This is a genomic window from Armatimonas rosea (genome assembly GCF_014202505.1).
In the GTDB taxonomy this organism is placed as follows: domain Bacteria; phylum Armatimonadota; class Armatimonadia; order Armatimonadales; family Armatimonadaceae; genus Armatimonas; species Armatimonas rosea.
This window is the reverse complement of the sequence record NZ_JACHGW010000003.1, coordinates 24543-43852: the sequence shown is the minus strand read 5'-3', so window position 1 is coordinate 43852 and position 19310 is coordinate 24543. Positions and strand designations below refer to the sequence as shown.

Genomic DNA, 19310 nt, shown 5'->3' with positions numbered 1-19310 from the left:
ACGTCCGTTTGCCTGCTACGATTGCCCGGAAGGAAACATTTACATGCGTTCACCACTTGTTCTCTTGCTCGCTCTCACTCTCTCCGTTACGTCGGGGGCGGCCTATGCCCAGCTGAAAGGCGCGAGTACCACCACCGCCGCCTATATTCTACCGACCGCCTCAGATGTGAAGACCATCTCGATCCTAACGGTGGGTGACTCCATTGGCGGCTACAACCTTGTCGGTACCCCCGATGGGCAAGGTGCCTACAGCAACGGCGATGGCACCTTTACGCTCCTGGTCAACCACGAGCTCTCCGCATCAGCGGGGGTCACCCGTGCCCACGGAAGCGCGGGGGCCTTTGTCTCACAGTGGAATATCTCGGCCAATAACAACACGCTCACAGTCAACTCGGGGCGCGACCTCGCGACCTCGGTCACGGTCTCAACCGGAACCAGCACGGTCTCTCGGCTCTGCTCGGCCGACCTGCCCGTGACCAGTGCGTTCTACAACGCTGCAACCGGCCTTGGCACCCAGAATCGCATCTTTATGAACGGGGAGGAGAACGGAACAGCAGGCCGTGCCTTCGCCTGGATCGCCACCGGCCCCGATGCACGCAAGACGTTCGAGCTGCCCCATCTCGGTAAGTTTAGCTGGGAGAACTCGGTGGCCAACCCCTTCGCCCAAGACAAGACCCTGGTGATGGGCACCGACGACAGCACGCCCGGCCAGACCTATCTCTATGTCGGCACCAAGACCAGCACGGGCACGGATATCGAAAAAGCGGGCCTGACCAACGGGAGCCTCTACGGCATCAAAGTGGGCAACTTTGCCACCGAGGACCGCACCACGCCCTTTGGCGGACTTGGCAAGGGTGGCTCGACAGGCTTCTCGCTCTTTAGCTTTGGGGATGTCTCGGGGACAACGGGGGCAACACTCCAGACCACCAGTGTCACCAATGGGGTCACCGAGTTCCTGCGGCCGGAAGACGGTGCCTGGGACCCGAGCAACCCCAATGACTTCTACTTTGTCACCACCGACCGCTTCAACACGGGTGCAACCGTGGGCCGGAGCCGCCTGTGGCGCATGCGCTACACCGACCTGACCAACCCCACGCTAGGTGGCAACCTGACCATGGTCCTCGATGGCACCGAGGGTCAGCAGATGTTCGACAATATCACTATCGACCGCGTGGGCAATATTCTCCTGCAAGAGGATCCCGGTAACAACGCCCATCTTGCCAAGATCTGGAACTACAATATCTCCAGCGGAAACCTGCGCGCGATCGCGGAGTTCAATAGCTCTCTGTTTGCGGCGGGCGGGCTCACCCAGGACGAAGAGTCGTCGGGTATTATCGACGCAACCGATATCCTGGGAAGTGGCTGGTACTTGCTCACCGCGCAGGTGCACACCTCCGTGGGCGTGACCACCGAGCAGGTGGAGCGTGGGCAGCTCCTGGCCATGTATGTTGGTGCGAATGCGGCTCCTGAGCCCGGGACAGTGCTTCTGGTCGGCCTGGGAGCCAGTGTGCTGGGCCTGCGCCTACGCCGTCGAAAGTAAGAAGGTAAGAAGGTAAGAAAGACACACAAATGACACGACCAGAGCTGGTGATCTTTGACATGGCCGGAACCACGGTGCACGACGAAGGGAGCCCGGTCCACCGCTGCCTGCGCGAGGCGCTAGCAGGCGCGGGCGTGGCGGTCACTCATGAGCAAGTCAATGCTGTGATGGGCCTGCCCAAGCCCGAGGCGATCCGCCAGCTCCTGGTCTGCGGCAGCGAGGGCCGGGTCGCGGAGATCCACCAGAGCTTTGTGGAGCGCATGATCGCCCACTACCAGACCCACCCCGCCGTGCGCGAGATCGAGGGCACATCACTGGTCTTTGTGACGCTCCGCGAGGCCGGGATTAAAGTGGCACTCGACACCGGGTTCTCGCGGGATATCGCCGATGTGGTGATCTCCCGCCTGGGCTGGCGCTTGCTGATCGATGGCTCGGTCACCAGCGACGAAGTGCCTCGTGGCCGTCCCCACCCCGACATGGCGCTGAGCCTGATGAGCCGCTTTGGGATTCTCTCATCGGCCCGTGTCGCAAAAGTGGGAGATACCCCCTCGGACCTCCAGGAAGGAACCGGGGCGGGCTGTGGCTGGGTGATCGGGGTCTGGGAGGGCTCGCACACCCGCGAGGAGCTAGCGGCCCACCCCCACACCCAGCTCCTCCCCAACATCACACACCTGCGGCAGCTCTGGGGAATTTAACGTCGTCTTGATACATCAAAGTGCGAGGGTTGGTATCTTGTTCTTGAATGAAAATACTAACCCTCATTAACGTGAGGAGCTGTGGATACAATATCCACAGCTTTTTCTTTTTTGGGTCGCATTTAAACCCGTAGAATAAACATTTAATCTTCTCTTGATAGAGAAGTGCTTATTTGCTCGTATCCTAAGCCACGTATCGGGAAAACCTCTACCGTCGTGGCGGCCCGCGTAGTCTACGACTCCTACGCCCTCACCGGACCAAGGCACCAGAGACGCTCCCCCTACACTGTATGAGACATGACTACCCTCGCGATTTTGTGAGGAGCTGCGGGCCCCTAGCCCGCAGCTTTTTTTATCGTCCCCAGCCCACCATCCACTCTGCGGTGCAATGGTACAATCAGCTGAGGAGGTGAGCCAATATGACGATTGCTGTGATTTCAGAAACGCCTGAGAAGGATACTCAGCGGGTACACGTCTTCACAAAAAATAAAGAGGCATCTGGGGAGACCCTTGGTGCGGCCCTTGATGCCCTCCAGCTCACCGATTCTCTCTGGGAGGGCAGTGAGGAGCCCTACCTCCTCCTACGCCGCTTCCAGGCAGATCGTTTCTTTCCCACCCCACAACGAGAGCGGCTCCGTGCACTGATGGCACAGTGGCGCGAGGCGCAAGAGAGTGCTCAGCCCTTTGCGACCGAGCTACAGAGTGAGCTGGAAAGCCTCATTCAAGCCGAAGAAGAGGCCACCATAGCACGCTCCCAGGCACTTCTCGAGGCGACTCGCAAGTAAGCCGAGCATGAACCCTCTCCACCCCAGTGTCGCGGCCCGTGCTCTCCACCACTGTGAGTACTGCCACGCCCCAGAGCTCGTCTCGAACCTGGAATTTGAGATAGAGCATATTGAGCCTGTCTCTCAGGGTGGCTCCGATGACCCCGAGAATCTAGCGCTTGCCTGTCGCTCTTGTAATCTGCACAAGGCCAGTCGTCAGACCTGCCTTGATCCACAGACACAGACAATGGTCCCCCTCTTTCACCCCCGACGAGATCGCTGGGAAGAACACTTTCACTACGACGAAGCCTCTGGGGAGCTCCATGGGCTGACTGCGACGGGGCGAGCGACTGTGGCGTGCCTTCAGTTAAACCGCCCCACGCAACGCAATGCACGCCGCTTTTGGGTACTGCTCAGCCTCTTCCCCTAGCCCGCAGCTTTTTTTATCGCTCCCAGCGCCCAGCAGAGCAGCGATGCCCCGAGCCCCACGTAGATTGCCTCGATACCAAACGGGTAGTGTGCCGCGTCCATGCCGCCCTTGCTCTGCCCTAGCGCCATCCAGACCAGCGGTAGGCCGCTACCCAGCGCCATTCCCACGAGCGTGAACCCAGGGTGGACACGAAAGCTCTCTGGGGCGTAGGCAGTGAGCAAGGGCACCAGCAGGCCGGGGACAAAGGCGGTGCCAATTGTGTACCAGAGCCCCACCACGGAGGGGAGCGCGAGGGCGGCGACAATCGCGAGGACCGCGGCGATCCCCACCCCGATCCGTGTCCAGCGCACTTCATCGCCCTTGCCCGTACGCCACGCCAGGTCCCGCCCGATTGTCGTCGCGGCGAGGAAGGCATAGGAGATCAGGGTGCTCATCACGGTCGCCAGCATTCCCACCCAGAAGATCCCCTTGGCCACGGGGGGAAGGATCGCCTCCGAGAGCGCGGGGTAGGCATCGATGGGAGCCCCCAGCTTTGGGAGGAGCACGCGGGCGTAGCAGCCCGCGCTCACGGTGAGAAAGTCAAAGAGCGCCCAGCAGAGAATCGAGAGCAGAATCCCCCGCTGCGCGACCTTAGGCGACTGTGCCGCGCTGCAGCGCTGGTGAAACCCCGGATCGGCGAGGGTCCAGAGCGCGATACAGTACCAGACCAAGATATACGGCAGGGGGTTGCCGCCCGAGAGGCTCTTGTGGGTCGCCGGAAGCTGCGCCGCAAGGGTCGGCAGCCCCCCAACCTTGGCGAAGCAAAACGCGACCAGCAGGCCAAAGCCCAGAAACATCAAGAGAAACTGGACACTATTGGTGCGGACGTCGGTCTCCAGCCCCCCACGGGCCACAAAGACCACCGAGAGCAGTGTCCCGACCGTCACAGCGAGCCAGAGCGGGCCGCCAAAGAGCCCCTGGAGCAGAGTCCCTGTCATCAGGGCATAGGGTGCGGGCGCGACCAGAAAGAACACGAGCGCCGCCCCGAGCAGCGCCACCGGCCGCCCATGCGCGGCCTCCAGGGTGTCGGGGATGGTGAAGCGCGCCGCCGTTCGGACCTTGGGCGCGAGCCAGAGCGCGTAGACCAGAGCAAAGAGGTAGTAGGGCAGGCCAAAGACCGTCCACGCCCCCAGCCCCGTCGTGTAGGAGAGCTCCCCCACACCCAAGATGCCGCCGTACCAAGTGGCGACAAGGGTGGCGACAAAGGCGGGAACCGTGAGCCCCCGCCCCGCCACCAGAAACGCACTCGCCTCGCTACTCACCAGCTTGCGCTGGCGCAGCCCGACAAAGACCAGCGCCAGGACATAGAGCGCCAGCACGACGTAGTCCGCGAGAGCGAAGTGTAGTTGTTTCATAGGATTACTCGGGGCACTCCCCGCGTACCAGCACTCCCCCCGGCCTCCGCTCGTTCCTCGCTCTGGCCGACCCCCTCTCCCTCTGGTTCCGCGTTCCGCGGGAGGAGAGGGGGTGCCGAGGGATGAGTCGGGGGAGTGCCCCCCCCTCTGACTCCCCCTCCCTTCCCCCCACGGAACGTGGGTTTCAGGGGAAGGGAGGGGGCCGGGGGGAGGGATGCCTAATGCGGCTAGTCGCAGGCCCAGAGGGCAGTCGCGAAGTTCTGGGTCGCGGAGGGGGAGCAGAAGAGCTTATCGAACTGCCCGGCGCTCACCACAAACTTGGCGTGGCCGTCGGCGAAGACAAAGCTCCCCCCGCGCGGATGCCACTGCAGGTAGTAGTCGGGGAAGTAGCCGTACTTGGAGCCACCGGTGTCTTTGTCGCCGCCAAACCAGGGGAGCATCTCCTCGCGCATCAGGTAGGTGTCGGCGGGGGCTTGGAAGGCCGCATCGGTCACCGGCCCCGATGGCAGGCAGTAGTCGTTGCTGGGCGTGCAGAGGACATTGTTCTGCATCGAGACCCCCGAGATCACCGAGAGCGCCCCACGTGTAAAGCGATACGAGCTCCCGTAGCAATCACGATAGGAGCGCCCCTTGCCCGCCAGGTCCGAGCAACCGCCGTAGTCCACCGTGCTCGGAACACCCTGGGGCACCGGCCCGCCCGAGTCATCGGGGCAGCGGAAGATATCCTTGCTCTTGGTGTAGGGCTGGAGCAGCACCTCCACCCCAAGATGCCCCGTGATATCGGCCGCCGGCTGGGTATTGTAGGCATAGAAGATGGGAAGGGTCTCGTCGTAGTCCTGCGTGTACATCCGCACCGCAAGGCCGATCTGGCGCATGTTCGACAGACACGTGGTCTGCCGGGCGCTCTCGCGTGCCTGCGCAAAGACAGGAAAGAGGATCGCGGCCAGAATCGCAATGATCGCGATCACGACCAGGAGCTCAATGAGGGTAAAGGCGTGTTTCATCGGTTGCTTACCTGTGGCCTTTCCTAGTACGGAACCTGTGCAGCGGGGTCTTTGAAGAGGGTCCGCATCTGTCCTGCCCCCACCAAGAACTTGGCGTGGCCATCGGCGAAGATCGCGCTTCCCCCCTGCGCGTGCCAGGCCTGGTAGAAGCCGCTGTAGCCCCAGTAGCCTGCAGTATCCACCGCGGGGTTGAACCACGGGAACATCTCATCGCGCATCAAGACACTCTCGGCGGGGCGCTCGTACTGGGGGTCGATGACAATCGCCGTGGTGCGGGTTGTGGGGAAGTTGTTGGAGATCGAGAACCCATTGACCACGGAGAAGCAGCGCCGCTCAAAATAGTACGACGAGCCATAGGCGGCGAAGTAGGAAGTCGTTCCAGGGACATCGCTGCGCTGAAACGGCCCCCCCGCATCGTCGGGGCACTTAAAGAGCGGCAAGTTCTTGACATAGGGCTGGAGATCTACCTCGATTCCGTAGTGGACCGCCGCCGTTTTCTTGGAGTAGGCGTGCCAGATCGGGAATGTCTCGTCGTAGTCCTGCACATACATCCGCACCCCCAGGCCAATCTGCTTGGCATTGGAGAGACAGGCGGTCTGTCGTGCTTTCTCCCGGGCTTGGGCAAAGACGGGAAAGAGAATCGCTGCCAGAATCGCAATGATCGCGATGACAACGAGGAGCTCGATGAGCGTGAACGCGTGCTTCATAACTTTCTCCTCGGCATCGAGAAGAGAGAGGCGCAAGCAAACCAACCCCCTGCGCGTCCGCTTCCCTACGCCGGTACGAACCGGATCAGGTTCTGGGGTCGGCACGTGCTGCCCTCTCAGCCTGAGACGAATCAGGCTCCCCCAGCGGTTAACGCAGGCAGTATACCCGATTCACTTGCGCCCGCAAGCCCATCACAGCACACACGATCACATGTAAACTTTATGTTAAATCTTTTAACAAATCCTTGCTTTTTTTTCGTGTGGCATTAATACTGAGGACGAATCAAACCCACGTTTTGGAGGAACTCACCCTTGTCATCTAAAGACACTCTCTCGGAGACCGGCGCGGCGCTTACCCGTGCAGGTGGAACCCTCTCGGTGCTGAGCGGAGTCGCCCCGGAGCTTCTGGCCGCCGCACAGGTCGAGCTGGATGCCTACCGGGATGCCGCCGCCACCCTGGAGGCCAAGGCCAAGTCTCTGGAAGAGCACCTGACCGCGATCGCAACCCTCCTGCCCGAGGTGCGTAAAGAGACCCGTCAGCTCAAGCAGCGCAATAAGAAGGCCTACACGGTCCTCCAGAAAGTGCTCCACGGCAAGACAATCGCCCCCCGCCCCGCGCCCAAGGCCAAGCCCATCCCTCCCGCCCCCACCGAGGCCGAGGCCACAGCAGCGATCACGGTCACCGAAGAGCCAACCGAGAAACCCGCCGCCCCCGCCAAGCCCACCGCGCGCAGCAAGCGCAGCGCCTCGTCTTCGTCGGCGAAAACTTCGTAAACCCTTAATCTGCGACTGCTCCCCTACCGCTAAGATCGAAGCAGTTCTTTGCGGTAGGAGTTTTAGCTATGAAATCTCTCTCGTCTCGCTCGGCGTTCACGCTGATCGAGCTTTTGGTTGTGATTGCCATTATCGCCATCCTTGCAGCGATCCTCTTTCCTGTCTTTGCCCAAGCCCGTGAAAAAGCACGCCAGGCGAGCTGTCTCTCCAATGTGAAGCAGCTTGGCCTGGGCGCGATGATGTACGCGCAGGACTACGATGAGATCCTCCCGGAGACGGGCTGGCAAGGGCCCTGTACCCCTCCCGGCGAGGCCCCGCAGACCGCCACCGATAACTTCTTCTCCGGGGTCTACGCCTTCCCCCTGGCCGTGATGCCCTACCAGAAAAACTACGGCATCCTGGTCTGCCCAAGCGACCCCGATAAGGGCGGCTGGGGCAAGCTCAACTCGGTGTGCTACGAGCAGCAGCTTCTTCTGATGAATGTCCCCGGAGCCTACGCCGGGATGCGCAGTGTCGCCAGCGCCATGACCAAGGTGCTCCCGCTCAGCTACGCCGGCAACTACTTCCTGAGCTCGGCCTACAGCACCCTGGTTCCCCCGGCCTACACCACGGTCGCGACCGCAGGAATCCCCGGCGGGAAGATGCGCCCGATGGCAACCTATGCCTCCCCGGCAAACCTGATCTATGTCTCGGATGTGGGCTCCGCACAGCTTGCCGCGGGCGGGACCTTTGCGGGCTGGTATATCGCGCCGGGCTACGGGGTCGTGGGCAATGGCACGGGACGCTGGGAAAAGGGCCAGCGCCACGCAGGGGGCCGCAACTGGATCTTCTGCGATGGCCACGCGAAGTGGAGCAAGGACCCCAGCTGGCTCACGGCGACCGGGACGGTGAAGAGCCAGAACCAGATTACCGAGGAGTACCGCAACAAGGGGATCTACACCTTCCCGGAGACCGAGACCAGCAACTAATGTCACACTGTCCCCAAACGATGCGTTAACAGCGTACAATGGGACAGATGCGACAGACAGCGGCGAGCGGATTTTTCTGGCGGGTGTGGCGACGGCCGCAAGGCCTGTCGTCGCGTCCCCGTACGGAAGAGGAGCTGCTCCATCTCCTCCACGACCCGTCTCTGCGTGAGGCGGAGCGTCAGGCAGTGGAGGAGCAGCTCTTTTTGCTTGTCAAGGAGCGAATCGGGGCCGCGGTGGATGGGTTCTGCGGTGCGCTGGCGGGGATGGAGCGCGATGATATCATCACGGAGGTCTGGCTCAAGCTAAGGCGGTCGTCGGCACCGGACCTACGCACCAGCTGTGTGCGGCGGGTGGCGCGCCAGATTGTCCAGAGCAAGCTGCGCCTCAAGAGCACCCAGAGCTACCGCCAAGAGCCCCTCACCGAGCGCGGGGACCGGATCACCCACGCTATCGAGAGCCTCACCGAAGACGCCCCCTCGCCCGTAGAGCAGCTCTGCGGCAACGAGCTCATGCACCGGGTTCGTCAGCAGCTCGGCAAGGAAAACGCCGCTCCTCTGATCCTCAGCTCGGTCTACGGCTGGGAGCATCAGGAGATCGCGGCGTGGCTAGGGATTCACGAGGAGGCCTCAAAGAAGCGCGCCCAGCGGGCGGTCGCCCGCCTCCGCAACCTGGCGGAGACGGACGAGACCTTCAAAGCCCTCCTCGACGAGTAGTTTCCTACTTCTTCTTGGCAGGCGCCTTGGGCTTGGCAGCCGGCTTGACCTTGTTAAAGCCCGCGCAGCACTCGCCCTTCTTCTGATCCTTGCTGTGGCAGTGCTTGTTGCACGTATGGTGCTTGTCTTCACCCGTCGCGTGCTTACACTTCATTCCCTTACAGCACTTGGGCTCTTCCAGCTTCTTGGTCGTTCCCTGTGCAAACGCAAATGCCGTGCAGCTTACGAGCGCGACGGCAGCAATCATGAAATTTCTCATTTCAACCTCCGTCTGACATTTTACACAACTTATGTGAAAATCCCTATGCGCAGTGGCAGATTTATCCCGGAAGCTGTCCTAAGCACTCCTTCGCCGCCTCGCGCACCCGAGGCAGAAAACTGGTCGTCAGCTTCTGTGCCACCGGCCGTACGCGCCCCTCCCCCATCGTACCCAGAGTAAGGAGAGCGGCAATCCCCATATCGACCTCATCCTCAGCATTCTGCGCCAGTCGCCGCAAGACCACCCGATTGTTCTCCGTGAGCCCCAGCGCCTCTTCGGGAGCCAGGCGGTTCAATAAGCGAATCAACGTCTTTTTTGTCGTCAGAATAAGAGTATTATGACTTTCCTGATTTGCCGTAGACAGTGGTGGTGTCAGTGCAAATCCTCCAAACCATCCAAATATGTCGATCAGTGCTGAGGCAGCCTCACTACCTAGAGGCGAGATAAGGCGTGTGGTGAACAAGGGATAGGCACTTGCCCAAAGTCGGGCGAGCCGCTTAGACCTTACAATCGCGAAGAGCCAAAGGACAAAGAGTACACCAATCAGGACTGCCATGACGATGTACAGTGTGGGTGTCAATAAGTGTGGATAGAAGTCCTTCAGAAAGCTTCGTACAAAACGAGCCGTCATCGCAGAAAACACCAAGACAAGTAGGGTGATGTTACGCACGGCAAGAGCACTACCCTGGCTTTGCACCTCGGGAAGGAGAGTATCTCTCAGACAAGTGAGAGCTTCCTCGGTGGAGAGCTCGCTTAGAATGGCTTCCGCCCCCTCGCCATTTTTTGTCAGCAGACGCTCCCGAAGACGCACCTGCCACTCGGGGAGCTCAGATTGCTCTCTCTGCGCCTGCATCGCGGCTACGCGATGATCTCTTTGATGGGCTCGGCGCCCTCCACCCCGACCAGCTTCTGGCTCAGGCCGCCGTAGAAGTAGGTCAGGTTGTTGGGATCGAGGCCTAGCTGATGCAAGATTGTGGCGTGGACACGCTTGACGGGCGTTGGGTTGACCGCGGCCGCGTAGCCCAGCTCGTCGCTCTCGCCGTAGCTGACCCCGCCCTTGATGCCACCGCCCGCCATCCACATCGTGAAGCCGTAGGAGTTGTGGTCGCGGCCATCGCCGGTCGCGTGGGCGGTGCGCCCGAACTCGCCGCCCCAGACCACCAGCGTGTCGTCCAAGAGCCCGCGCTGCTTGAGGTCCTTAAGCAGCCCCGCGATTGGCTTGTCCACGCGCCCGGCGTTGCGGTTGTGGTTGGGGACGATATTGCCGTGCGCGTCCCAGAAGTTCAGAAAGTCCGTGTTCCCACCGCCGGCGTAGAGCTGGATAAACGGAACCCCCCGCTCGACCATGCGCCGCGCCAGCAGGCACCGGAAGCCAAAGTCCTTGGTCGCGGCATCGTTGAGGCCATACAGCTCCTTGATGTGCTCGGGCTCCTTGCTAATGTCCACGGCCTCGGGGGCGGTGCGCTGCATCTGGAAGGCGAGCTCGTAGCTGGCGACACGGGCCGCAAGATTTGAGTTGTCCTCACGGGGCTTGCGGTGCGCCTGGTTGAGGTCGCCGATCGCATCGAGCAGCTCGCGCTGGAGCTCGGGGGCCATGCCCTGCGGCCGGGAGAGGTCGAGAATGGGGTCGCCCGCGGAGCGCAAGACCGTCCCCTGGAACTTAGCGGGCATGTAGCCGCTGGACCAGTTCTTCGCACCGGAGATCGGGCCGCCGGTGGTATCGAGCATCACCACAAAGCCAGGGAGCTCCTTGGCATCGAAGCCCAGGCCGTAGTTGACCCAGGTTCCCAAGCTGGGCGAGCCCGAGAGGATCTTGCCCGAGTTCATCTGCAGCATCGCGGAGCCATGGATCGGCGAGTCGGAGTAGACCGAGTGGAGGTAGGCAATGTCGTCGGAGAGCGCCCCGACATGGGGGAAGAGATCGGAGACATACTTGCCGCACTGGCCGTACTGCTTGAACTTCCACTTAGGCCCCATGAGGGTCAGGGGAATGGTCTTGCCGGCCTGGCGGAAGCTCTTAATATTGACGGTCTTGCCATCGCCTTTTACGAGCTCGGGCTTGTAGTCGAAGGTATCGACCTGGCTGGGACCGCCGTACATGAATAAAAAGATGACAGACTTCGCTTTCTTTTTGCCGCCCGTGTTGGCCTCGGCACGCTTGGGAAGGAAGCCGTCCATGCCCAGCATCCCGCTGAGCGCGAGCCCCGTGAAGCCTGCCCCGGCCTCCCACAGAAACTCTCGTCGTGTCCGCTTACAGAAATTACCGCTCATTTATCTTGCCTTATTGGTTGCGACGTATCTGCCGCAGTTGTTCTTCCTCGATAGGCTCAGCCATTGCAGGCCAAAAAAATAAAATCGTCACCAGTGGCCCGTCTGGCCCCTCGCTGTCTACAGAATAGTAAAGATGCCATCGCCGCACGAGAATCCGCCGTACCGGAACACCCCACCGCGCCGATTCCCGCTCTTGGACCATGTAACGGTCTGGTAGTGTAGAGAGTTTTCCCGCCTCATTATAGAAAAGCGAATGCAGAGTTCGCGCAGCTTCAGGCGACTCGGAAAACTCCAGAAGAGAGTGTGCAATCTCGACAGCATCCTGGCCTGCTTGAACCGAGAAGCGGATTCGGTAGCGAGGCAGTTCCTCCATAGCCACTATTTTGCCTGCCAGGCTGCGATCCGACGCTCTAGCTCTGCTGCGCCCTTTGCAAACGAGTCTTCTAGGGGTAGTGTCTCTCCCGCAGCAACCTGTGCAAGTGCCTGTGCTCCCCGCGCGATCATGGCAGAGTCCATCGTCTCTTCCGACTCCGCCTGCTCCAGTGCCTGTGTGATTGCGACCGTGGCGAAGTGATTCGGGTCAACCGCGCGCCGCGCCGAGACCCGCAAAAGCCGCTCTTCCAGCTCACGAGGCAGAGTAACAGACATAATGGCTATTTTATCTCACACAGAGGTACAATGGGCACGCTATGCGCAAGAAAGTTTCGATTATCGGTGCGGGTTTTGTCGGCTCAACCTGCGCCCACTGGATCGCCTCCAAAGAGTTAGCCGACGTCGTTTTAATTGACATCTTCGGGGGTGTCGCGAAGGGTAAGGCTCTGGACCTGCTCCAGGCGGGACCGGTCGAGGGCTACGATCTCGATATCACCGGCGGCGATGACTTCGCCGCGATGGAGGGCTCCGACATCGTGATTCTCACGTCGGGCGCGCCTCGCAAGCCCGGCATGACCCGTGAGGACCTGGTTGCGGTCAATGCGGAGATCACGGCCAGCAATGTCGAGAAGATCAAGCAGTACGCCCCCAACTCGATCATCTTGATCGTCAACAACCCCATGGACACCATGGCCACTCTGGCGTGGAAGGTCTCGGGCTTCCCCAAGAACCGCGTGATCGGCCAGGGCGGCGTCTTGGACACCGCGCGCTATCGGACATTCCTCGCCAAGGAGATCGGCTGCTCGGTGGAAGATATCCAGGCCATGCTGCTCGGCGGCCACGGCGACGAGATGGTTCCCCTGCCCTCCTACACCACGGTGGCAGGCATCCCCGTGACCCACTTCATCCCCGAGGACAAGCTCAGCGCCATTGTTGAGCGTGCCAAGAAAGGCGGCGCGGAGATTGTCGCGCTGCTGGAGAAGGGCTCGGCCTACTACGCCCCCGCCGCCGCGACCGTCGAGATGGTCGAGGCGATCCTCAAGGACAAGAAGCGTATTCTTCCCTGCTCGTGCCTCCTCGAGGGTGAGTACGGTGTCTCCGGCACGTTCTTCGGCGTCCCGACACTGCTGGGCGCGGGTGGCATCGAGAAGATCATCGAAGTGCCCCTGACCGACGAGGAGAAGGCCGGGGTCGCCAAGTCCGCCGCCCTCGTGCGCTCGTCGTGCGATGTGCTGCAAGAGAAGTATAATATCTTCGGATAAACTAAGGTTAAAGCCCGCTCGAAGCCATTCGAGCGGGCTTTGTTCTTTTTTTGAGCCAGACTAGGCGCTTTTAATGCAGATATAAACAAAACTATGCTATAATCCAACGTCGTTTACTTAATAAGCTTTATCAAAGAGGAAAAATCGCGAATGCGCTCATGGCATCTCTGGGGGCCGCCGCTGAGCCTCTCCCTTCTCGTCAGCATGGCAGGGTTGCCGACCTTGGGGAACCAAACCACCAAAACCGCGCCGGCTCCGTCGCTGGAGCAGGCAGTGGGGCCGTACTTTGCCAAGCACTGCGTAACCTGCCACGACACGGCCAACAAGGCGGGGGGGCTCGATCTCAAGGCGCTCCAGAAACCCAACTCCACGCAGCACGCGCGGGAGGCCTGGGAGAGCGTTCTCCAGAAAGTCCAGACGGGAGAGATGCCTCCCAAGGGGCTGCCAAGACCGACGCCAACCGAGAACGCGGCGGTGATCCGGCGGATTCAGAGTGCTCTGGAGCAGGCGGACAAGGCTCTGCCCAGCAACTCTGGGCGCGTGACAGCCCACCGGCTCAATCGCGCGGAGTACAACAACACGGTTCAGGAGCTCCTCGGCGTGGAGTTTCGCCCCGCAGATGACTTCCCTCAGGACGACTCGGGCTACGGTTTTGATAATATCGGAGATGTCCTCTCGCTCTCGTCGTCGCAGATGGAGAAGTATGTCGCCGCCGCCGAGAAGATCGCGCGGACGGCTGTCTTTGGCCCCGAGCGGCTCGCCCCGACGCTAGCGCGCCACGAAGCGGGGGGCAGGGATATCCCCCTTCGCACAGACGTCCCCGCCCGCTACGATGAGACGGGTCTCAACCTGCCCAATGCCCTGCACACCACCCATCGCTTCCCCGTGAATGGCGAGTATCTCTTCAAGCTGGGGCTCAACGGGACACGTCCCCTGGGCTCCGAGCCGCTTGCCTTTACGCTCTGGCTCGACGGTAAAAAAGTCCAGACCCTCACGATTGATGCAGAAGGCGGCTCGGGCTTTACCTTTGACCGGCAAGACCTCGCCGGCAGAACCCTGGAGTGTCGCCTCAAGGTGAGCGCGGGCGACCACTGGCTCGCGGCGACCATAGAGCGGCTCTATGAAGGGCTCCCCCCCAGCTGTGGGGGCCCGAATCCCTCCAAGCGCAAGGTCACGCCACGGGAGTTCAAGCTCCCTCCCGGCTTTCCCCCGGAGCGGGTCGCCGAGTTCCGCAAGCGCTTCGAGGAGCGCCAGAAAGAAAAGCCCCAGCTCAACGATGCCCGTGTCAACTCTCTGGAGATCGGTGGCCCCTACGCACAGGCTGTCGGACCACGTGACACCAGCCTGCGCAAGGTCTTTGTCTGTGGCCACCCACGCGGTGGGCACACGGCAGCCTGCACCCCCAAGATCCTCAAGAGCCTCGCCAGCCGCGCGTTCCGTCGCCCCGCAACCCCAAAAGAGCTGGACCGCCTCGCCCAGCTTGTCGCACTGGCCCAGAAAAGTGGCGACTCCTACGAAGAGGGGATCTCCCTGGCGCTCCAGGCGGTCCTGGTCTCTCCGCATTTTCTCTTTCGCATCGAGCGGGACCAGCCCACGGCAAAGCCCAGCACCGCCCACCCGATCACCCAGCACGAGCTGGCCAGCCGCCTCTCGTACTTTCTCTGGAGCAGCATGCCCGACGATACCCTGCGGGCGTGCGCCGACTCCCAGACCCTGCGCAAGCCCGAGGTTCTTCAGGCACAGATCAAGCGCATGCTCCAGTCTCCCAAGGCCCATGCGCTCGCGGAGAACTTCGCCGGGCAGTGGCTCCAGTTCCGGGCGCTGGAGTCCGTCAAGCCCGACCGTGAGCGCTTCCCGGGCTTCGACAACTACCTGCGGATGTCCATGCGCCAGGAGACCGAGCTGTTCTTCGATAGCATTGTCAAGGACGACCAGAGTATTCTGACGCTCTTGCTGGGCAAGTACACCTTTCTCAATGAGCGCCTAGCGGGCTTCTACGGGATTCCCGGAGTCACCGGCCCCACATTTCGGCGCGTGGACCTCACCGGGACCAAGCGCGGGGGAATCTTGACCCAGGCCAGCGTCCTCACCGTCACGTCGTATCCCAACCGAACATCGCCGGTGCTCCGCGGCAAGTGGATCCTGGAGAACATTCTCAATGCGCCGCCCCCCAACCCACCACCGGGCGTGCCCAATTTGGATGTCTCCGCCGTGGGCTCCTCCCTCTCGCTCCGCCAGCAGCTAGAAGAGCACCGCAAGAACCCCACCTGCGCATCGTGCCACGCCCGCATGGACCCGCTGGGCTTCGGGCTGGAGAACTTCGATGCGATCGGTGCGTGGCGCAAGAGCGATGGTACGGTCGCGATCGACGCGTCGGGCTCGCTCCCCGATGGGCGTCGCTTCGACGGTGCCGAGGGCCTCAAGACGATCTTACAGGCGGACCGCGCCAAGTTTGTCGATTGCTTCACCACGAAGCTGCTCACCTACGCACTGGGTCGTGGCCTAGAGCGCTACGACCGCCCGACGGTCCAAGAGATCGTCCGCCGCAGTGCAGCCCAAAACTACAAATTCTCAAGCCTGGTGGAGGAGATTGTCACCAGCAAGCCATTTCAGCTACGACAAGGAAAGGGTACTCCGTGATGTATCTCTCACGTAACCATCTCTCGCGGCGGACACTGCTCAGAGGCGCGGGTGCCGCACTGGCGTTGCCGCTACTCGATGCCATGACCCCGGCGCTGGCCTCGCCGCAGCAGCGCAAGAAAGCCCCGCTTCGGCTGGTGTTTTGCTATGTCCCCAACGGGATTATCATGCCGGACTGGACTCCCAAACAGCTTGGGAGCAACTTCGAGCTGCCCCGGATTCTCAAGCCACTGGAGGCGCATCGGGAGAGCCTGCTCCTCCTCTCCGGGCTGGCGGACCACAACGGCAACGAGCTAGGCGATGGTGCGGGTGACCACGCACGCGCAGGGGCGTCGTTCTTGACCGGGGTTCACTGCAAGAAGACCAGCGGCGCGGATATTCAGGGGGGAGTCTCGGCGGACCAGATCGCGGCGCGCGCCTTTGCATCGCAGACCCGCTTTGCATCGCTGGAGCTGGGCTGTGAGGACTCGCGCACCGTGGGCAACTGCGACTCGGGGTACTCGTGCGCCTACACCAACAGCATCTCCTGGCGCAGCCCCACCACCCCCATGCCGCCCGAGGTCAATCCACGCGCCGTCTTTGAGCGCCTCTTTGGCACGGAGGACTTCCGGCTCGATCCCGCCACCCGGGCCCGCCGCCTGAGCTACCGCAAGAGCATCTTGGACCTAGTGCGCGAGGACACCCAGAGCCTGCTAGGGACGCTTGGGCAGGCCGACCGGCGCAAGATCGACGAGTATCTGACATCGGTGCGGGAGATCGAGGTACGCATCCAGAATGTGGAGCGCAACAACAAGATCGAGGCTCCGGGAATCGACAAGCCCAATGGGATTCCGGTGCTCTTTGCGGACTACGTCACCCTGATGTTCGACCTACAGGTAGCCGCGTTCAAGACCGACTCCACCCGCGTCTCGACCCTGATGCTGGGGCGCGAGGGGAGCATGCGCACCTACCCCGAGCTCAATATCGCCGATAGCCACCACCCGCTGACCCACCACCGCAACAACCCCCAGTTTATCGAGAGGGTTGCCCAGATCAACACGCACCACACGACCCTCTTTGCACGCTATCTCGATCAGCTCAAGGCCACTCCCGATGGCGAGGGCAGCCTGCTCGATAACTGCATGATTGTCTACGGAAGCGGGATCAGCGACGGTAACCGTCACACCCATGAGAACCTCCCGATCCTGGTCGCGGGTCGGGGTGGCGGGAGCATCAAGACCGGGCGCCATCTCGCCTACGAGCAGGAGACTCCGGTGGCGAACCTCTACATGACCCTTCTAGATCGCGCCGGAGTCCGCCCCGACTCCATCGGCGATAGCACGGGTACCCTCACCCAACTGGGGCAGATATAACCTCTATGAAGAAAAATGCACTCTATGCGCTGGGTCTGGCACTGACTGCCGGAACCACCTTCGCCATCGCGCGCCAGACCGCGCCCAAGGCCAACCCGGACTCACAGTACCGACTTGGCCCCGATTCTCTGCCCCAAGAGGGCGTCCCCAAGGGCGAGATTCGTGGGCCGTTCACGCTGGAGAACTGCAAGTCCTACCCGGGGACGCTCCACACCTACTGGGTCTATGTCCCCGCCCAGTACGACCCCAAGGTGCCCACCGCGCTCATGGTCTTCCAGGACGGCCAGGCCTTCAAGAACGAGACCGGCGATATCCGCGCCCAGAATGTCCTAGACAACCTGATCTACCGCCGTGAGATTCCCACGATGCTTGCGGTCTTTATCAACCCCGGCCGCACCCCTGAGCAGCCCGAGGCCAACCCACGCGAGTGGGGTGACCGCACGACCAACCGCCCGACGGAGTACAACTCGCTCGACGACCGCTACGCCCGGGTCATCACCGACGAGCTCCTGCCCGCGCTGGAGAAGGACTACAATGTCTCCAAGGACCCCGAGATGCGCGGGATCGGCGGCTCCAGCTCCGGCGCGATTGCGGCGTTCACGGTGGCGTGGGAGCGGCCCAATGCGTTTCGCAAGGTGCTGAGCAATGTCGGGAGCTTCACCAATATCCGTGGCGGCCACAAGTACCCCGATATCATCCTCAAGGAGAAGAAGAAACCGATCCGGGTCTACCTCTGCGACGGTCGCAACGACAACCGGGGCTTCCGTGGGGGCAAGTACGACGAGACCTGGGACTGGTTCTTGCAGAACGTGCGGATGCAGAAAGCGCTGGAAAAGAAGGGCTATGACCTGAACTACACCTGGGGGATGAACAACCACGGGCAGAAGTTCGGCGGCGCGGTCTTCCCCGACATGATGCGCTGGCTCTGGCGCGACGGCCCCGTCTCCACCGATCCCAACGACCAAGTCGAGCGCGACTTCCGCCAGCCTGTGGTCAAGAAGAACTAGAAAACGTCCCAAAAGCCAGGATGGAAATCATCCGGCTATGGGGCGTTCCGCCGCCTCCGTCGTTCCTCCGTCGGTAAATTCCGCCGAAGGCGCGGCCGCAGGCCCCATAGCCGGACGATCTCCGTCCAAGGCGGTAGAATAGTCGTGCGCCACTTGGGGCGCTCTGACCTTCGATTCCCCTCGGCGGGTGGGGAGCGTCTACCCGCAGAAAGGAGCCATGCAAAAATGCAAACGTCTTCCTTCCACGACTTCTTCGTCTTCGTCAACTCTAGCTCTCACCGAGCTGCGGAGGCTTCTCACTAGCCGCGATGAGCGGGAGCGCACGGGGCGCTTCTTTGCCGATGGGCTCCGGCCCGTGGTGCAGGCGCTGGCCGCACCCGGCACCCGTATCGAGCAGCTGGTTCTCGCACCAGAACTGCTCACCAACCCCTTGGGCGAGTCGCTACGTGAGCGGCTTCGTCATCAGCGCATCCCGGAAGTGACCCTTTCGGCGTCGCAGTACCGCCAGCTTTCCCAGCTAGAGGAACCACAGGGCGTCGGCGTGATTGTCCAGCGGCGACCACAGAGGCTCAGCTGGCTCTCCCCCACCGACAGAGAGTTCTTTGTCGCCTTGGACACGATCCGCTCACCGGGCAACTTAGGGACGATTCTCCGAACGATGGACGCCGTGGGCGCGGCGGGGCTAATCTTGATCGGCGGCGAGATCGACCCGTTCGATCCTCGTGTGGTGCGCGCGACCATGGGCTCGCTCTTTTCCCAGCGCATTGTTCGGACCACGGAGCCTGAGTTTGCCGCGTGGCGGGCACAGCACGGGGTCGCGCTGGTGGGAACGTCGCCCCACGCCGCCACGTCCTACCGCGAGCTTGCCTGGCCGCAGCGCACGGCCTTGTGGCTGGGCGGCGAGCGGGCGGGCCTCTCACAGGACCAGCAAGCAGCGTGCGATACGGTCGTCCGCATCCCCATGGTCGGCACCTGCGACTCGCTCAATGTCGCCACCGCCGCCGCCGTGCTCCTCTACGAGGTATCATTTAGCCGGGGATAGACAGCCGGGGGCTGAAAGTCCCCGGCTAGAGTTTTTGGGAGCGTCCCGAGGACGCGGGAGACGCGATTGCCTCAGCGCGTCCTTGGGACGCTCCTAATTCGGGAGGCGGGTAATTC

Annotated in this window: 20 protein-coding genes and 1 riboswitch; of the genes, 12 read left to right on the top strand and 8 right to left on the bottom strand. The window is 61.9% G+C overall.

Annotated elements, in window-relative coordinates:
* Positions 1-43: 43 nt before the first annotated feature.
* From HNQ39_RS15250 to HNQ39_RS15235, 4 genes are all read left to right on the top strand, one after another.
* Positions 44-1540, top strand: coding sequence for an alkaline phosphatase PhoX (locus HNQ39_RS15250; protein ID WP_184197926.1), 1497 nt, complete (start codon positions 44-46; stop codon positions 1538-1540).
* A 29-nt stretch (positions 1541-1569) separates the two neighbouring features.
* A complete protein-coding gene (locus tag HNQ39_RS15245) occupies positions 1570-2235 on the top strand; it encodes an HAD hydrolase-like protein (protein WP_184197924.1) in 666 nt (221 codons plus the stop codon).
* Between the two features lie 419 nt (positions 2236-2654).
* Positions 2655-3020 (top strand): hypothetical protein, encoded by a 366-nt coding sequence (locus HNQ39_RS15240; protein WP_184197922.1) that lies wholly within the window; start codon positions 2655-2657, stop codon positions 3018-3020.
* Positions 3021-3027: 7 nt separating this feature from the next.
* Positions 3028-3429: an HNH endonuclease gene (locus tag HNQ39_RS15235; protein WP_184197920.1), complete on the top strand. Its 402-nt coding sequence runs from the start codon at positions 3028-3030 to the stop codon at positions 3427-3429.
* On the opposite strand, the gene HNQ39_RS15230 is transcribed toward HNQ39_RS15235, so the two are convergent.
* The 3 genes from HNQ39_RS15230 to HNQ39_RS15220 form a co-directional block, all read right to left on the bottom strand.
* Entirely contained in the window at positions 3426-4823 is a 1398-nt protein-coding gene (locus HNQ39_RS15230; protein WP_184197918.1) for a sodium:solute symporter family protein, read from the bottom strand. The genes HNQ39_RS15235 and HNQ39_RS15230 overlap by 4 nt on opposite strands.
* 227 nt (positions 4824-5050) lie before the next feature.
* Positions 5051-5827, bottom strand: a complete 777-nt coding sequence (locus HNQ39_RS29645; protein ID WP_221290046.1) for a type II secretion system protein — start codon at positions 5825-5827, stop codon at positions 5051-5053.
* Positions 5828-5850: 23 nt separating this feature from the next.
* Entirely contained in the window at positions 5851-6534 is a 684-nt protein-coding gene (locus HNQ39_RS15220; RefSeq protein WP_184197916.1) for a DUF1559 family PulG-like putative transporter, read from the bottom strand.
* Positions 6535-6579: 45 nt separating this feature from the next.
* Positions 6580-6687: riboswitch (TPP riboswitch) on the bottom strand.
* A gap of 159 nt (positions 6688-6846) precedes the next feature.
* Between HNQ39_RS15220 and HNQ39_RS15215 the strand changes: the two genes are divergently transcribed.
* The 3 genes from HNQ39_RS15215 to HNQ39_RS15205 all read left to right on the top strand — a co-directional run bounded on the left by HNQ39_RS15215 (position 6847) and on the right by HNQ39_RS15205 (position 8989).
* The gene (locus HNQ39_RS15215) at positions 6847-7308 is read left to right on the top strand and encodes a hypothetical protein (protein ID WP_184197912.1); all 462 of its coding nucleotides are present in this window, start codon (positions 6847-6849) and stop codon (positions 7306-7308) included.
* A 68-nt stretch (positions 7309-7376) separates the two neighbouring features.
* A complete protein-coding gene (locus tag HNQ39_RS29640) occupies positions 7377-8276 on the top strand; it encodes a DUF1559 family PulG-like putative transporter (RefSeq protein ID WP_221290130.1) in 900 nt (299 codons plus the stop codon).
* Between the two features lie 47 nt (positions 8277-8323).
* Complete coding sequence (locus HNQ39_RS15205) at positions 8324-8989, top strand: RNA polymerase sigma factor (protein WP_184197909.1); 666 nt, start codon at positions 8324-8326, stop codon at positions 8987-8989.
* 4 nt (positions 8990-8993) lie between these two features.
* Here HNQ39_RS15205 and HNQ39_RS15200 read toward each other — a convergent pair whose 3' ends face one another.
* The 5 genes from HNQ39_RS15200 to HNQ39_RS15180 form a co-directional block, all read right to left on the bottom strand.
* Entirely contained in the window at positions 8994-9236 is a 243-nt protein-coding gene (locus tag HNQ39_RS15200; protein WP_184197906.1) for a hypothetical protein, read from the bottom strand.
* A 73-nt stretch (positions 9237-9309) separates the two neighbouring features.
* Positions 9310-9918 (bottom strand): hypothetical protein, encoded by a 609-nt coding sequence (locus HNQ39_RS15195; RefSeq protein WP_184197904.1) that lies wholly within the window; start codon positions 9916-9918, stop codon positions 9310-9312.
* A 188-nt stretch (positions 9919-10106) separates the two neighbouring features.
* Entirely contained in the window at positions 10107-11519 is a 1413-nt protein-coding gene (locus HNQ39_RS15190; RefSeq protein ID WP_184197901.1) for a DUF1501 domain-containing protein, read from the bottom strand.
* Positions 11520-11529: 10 nt separating this feature from the next.
* The gene (locus tag HNQ39_RS15185; RefSeq protein ID WP_184197899.1) at positions 11530-11892 is read right to left on the bottom strand and encodes a hypothetical protein; all 363 of its coding nucleotides are present in this window, start codon (positions 11890-11892) and stop codon (positions 11530-11532) included.
* 5 nt (positions 11893-11897) lie between these two features.
* Complete coding sequence (locus HNQ39_RS15180) at positions 11898-12167, bottom strand: hypothetical protein (protein ID WP_184197896.1); 270 nt, start codon at positions 12165-12167, stop codon at positions 11898-11900.
* Positions 12168-12208: 41 nt separating this feature from the next.
* Between HNQ39_RS15180 and mdh the strand changes: the two genes are divergently transcribed.
* From mdh to HNQ39_RS15155, 5 genes are all read left to right on the top strand, one after another.
* The gene (mdh, locus tag HNQ39_RS15175; protein ID WP_184197893.1) at positions 12209-13153 is read left to right on the top strand and encodes a malate dehydrogenase; all 945 of its coding nucleotides are present in this window, start codon (positions 12209-12211) and stop codon (positions 13151-13153) included.
* A gap of 150 nt (positions 13154-13303) precedes the next feature.
* Positions 13304-15793: a DUF1592 domain-containing protein gene (locus tag HNQ39_RS15170; RefSeq protein WP_184197890.1), complete on the top strand. Its 2490-nt coding sequence runs from the start codon at positions 13304-13306 to the stop codon at positions 15791-15793.
* A complete protein-coding gene (locus HNQ39_RS15165; RefSeq protein WP_184197887.1) occupies positions 15793-17145 on the top strand; it encodes a DUF1552 domain-containing protein in 1353 nt (450 codons plus the stop codon). The genes HNQ39_RS15170 and HNQ39_RS15165 overlap by 1 nt, the downstream gene beginning before the upstream one ends.
* A 5-nt stretch (positions 17146-17150) precedes the next feature.
* Complete coding sequence (locus HNQ39_RS15160) at positions 17151-18152, top strand: alpha/beta hydrolase (RefSeq protein WP_184197884.1); 1002 nt, start codon at positions 17151-17153, stop codon at positions 18150-18152.
* A gap of 217 nt (positions 18153-18369) precedes the next feature.
* Positions 18370-19194 (top strand): TrmH family RNA methyltransferase, encoded by an 825-nt coding sequence (locus HNQ39_RS15155; RefSeq protein WP_184197881.1) that lies wholly within the window; start codon positions 18370-18372, stop codon positions 19192-19194.
* Positions 19195-19310 lie beyond the last annotated feature (116 nt).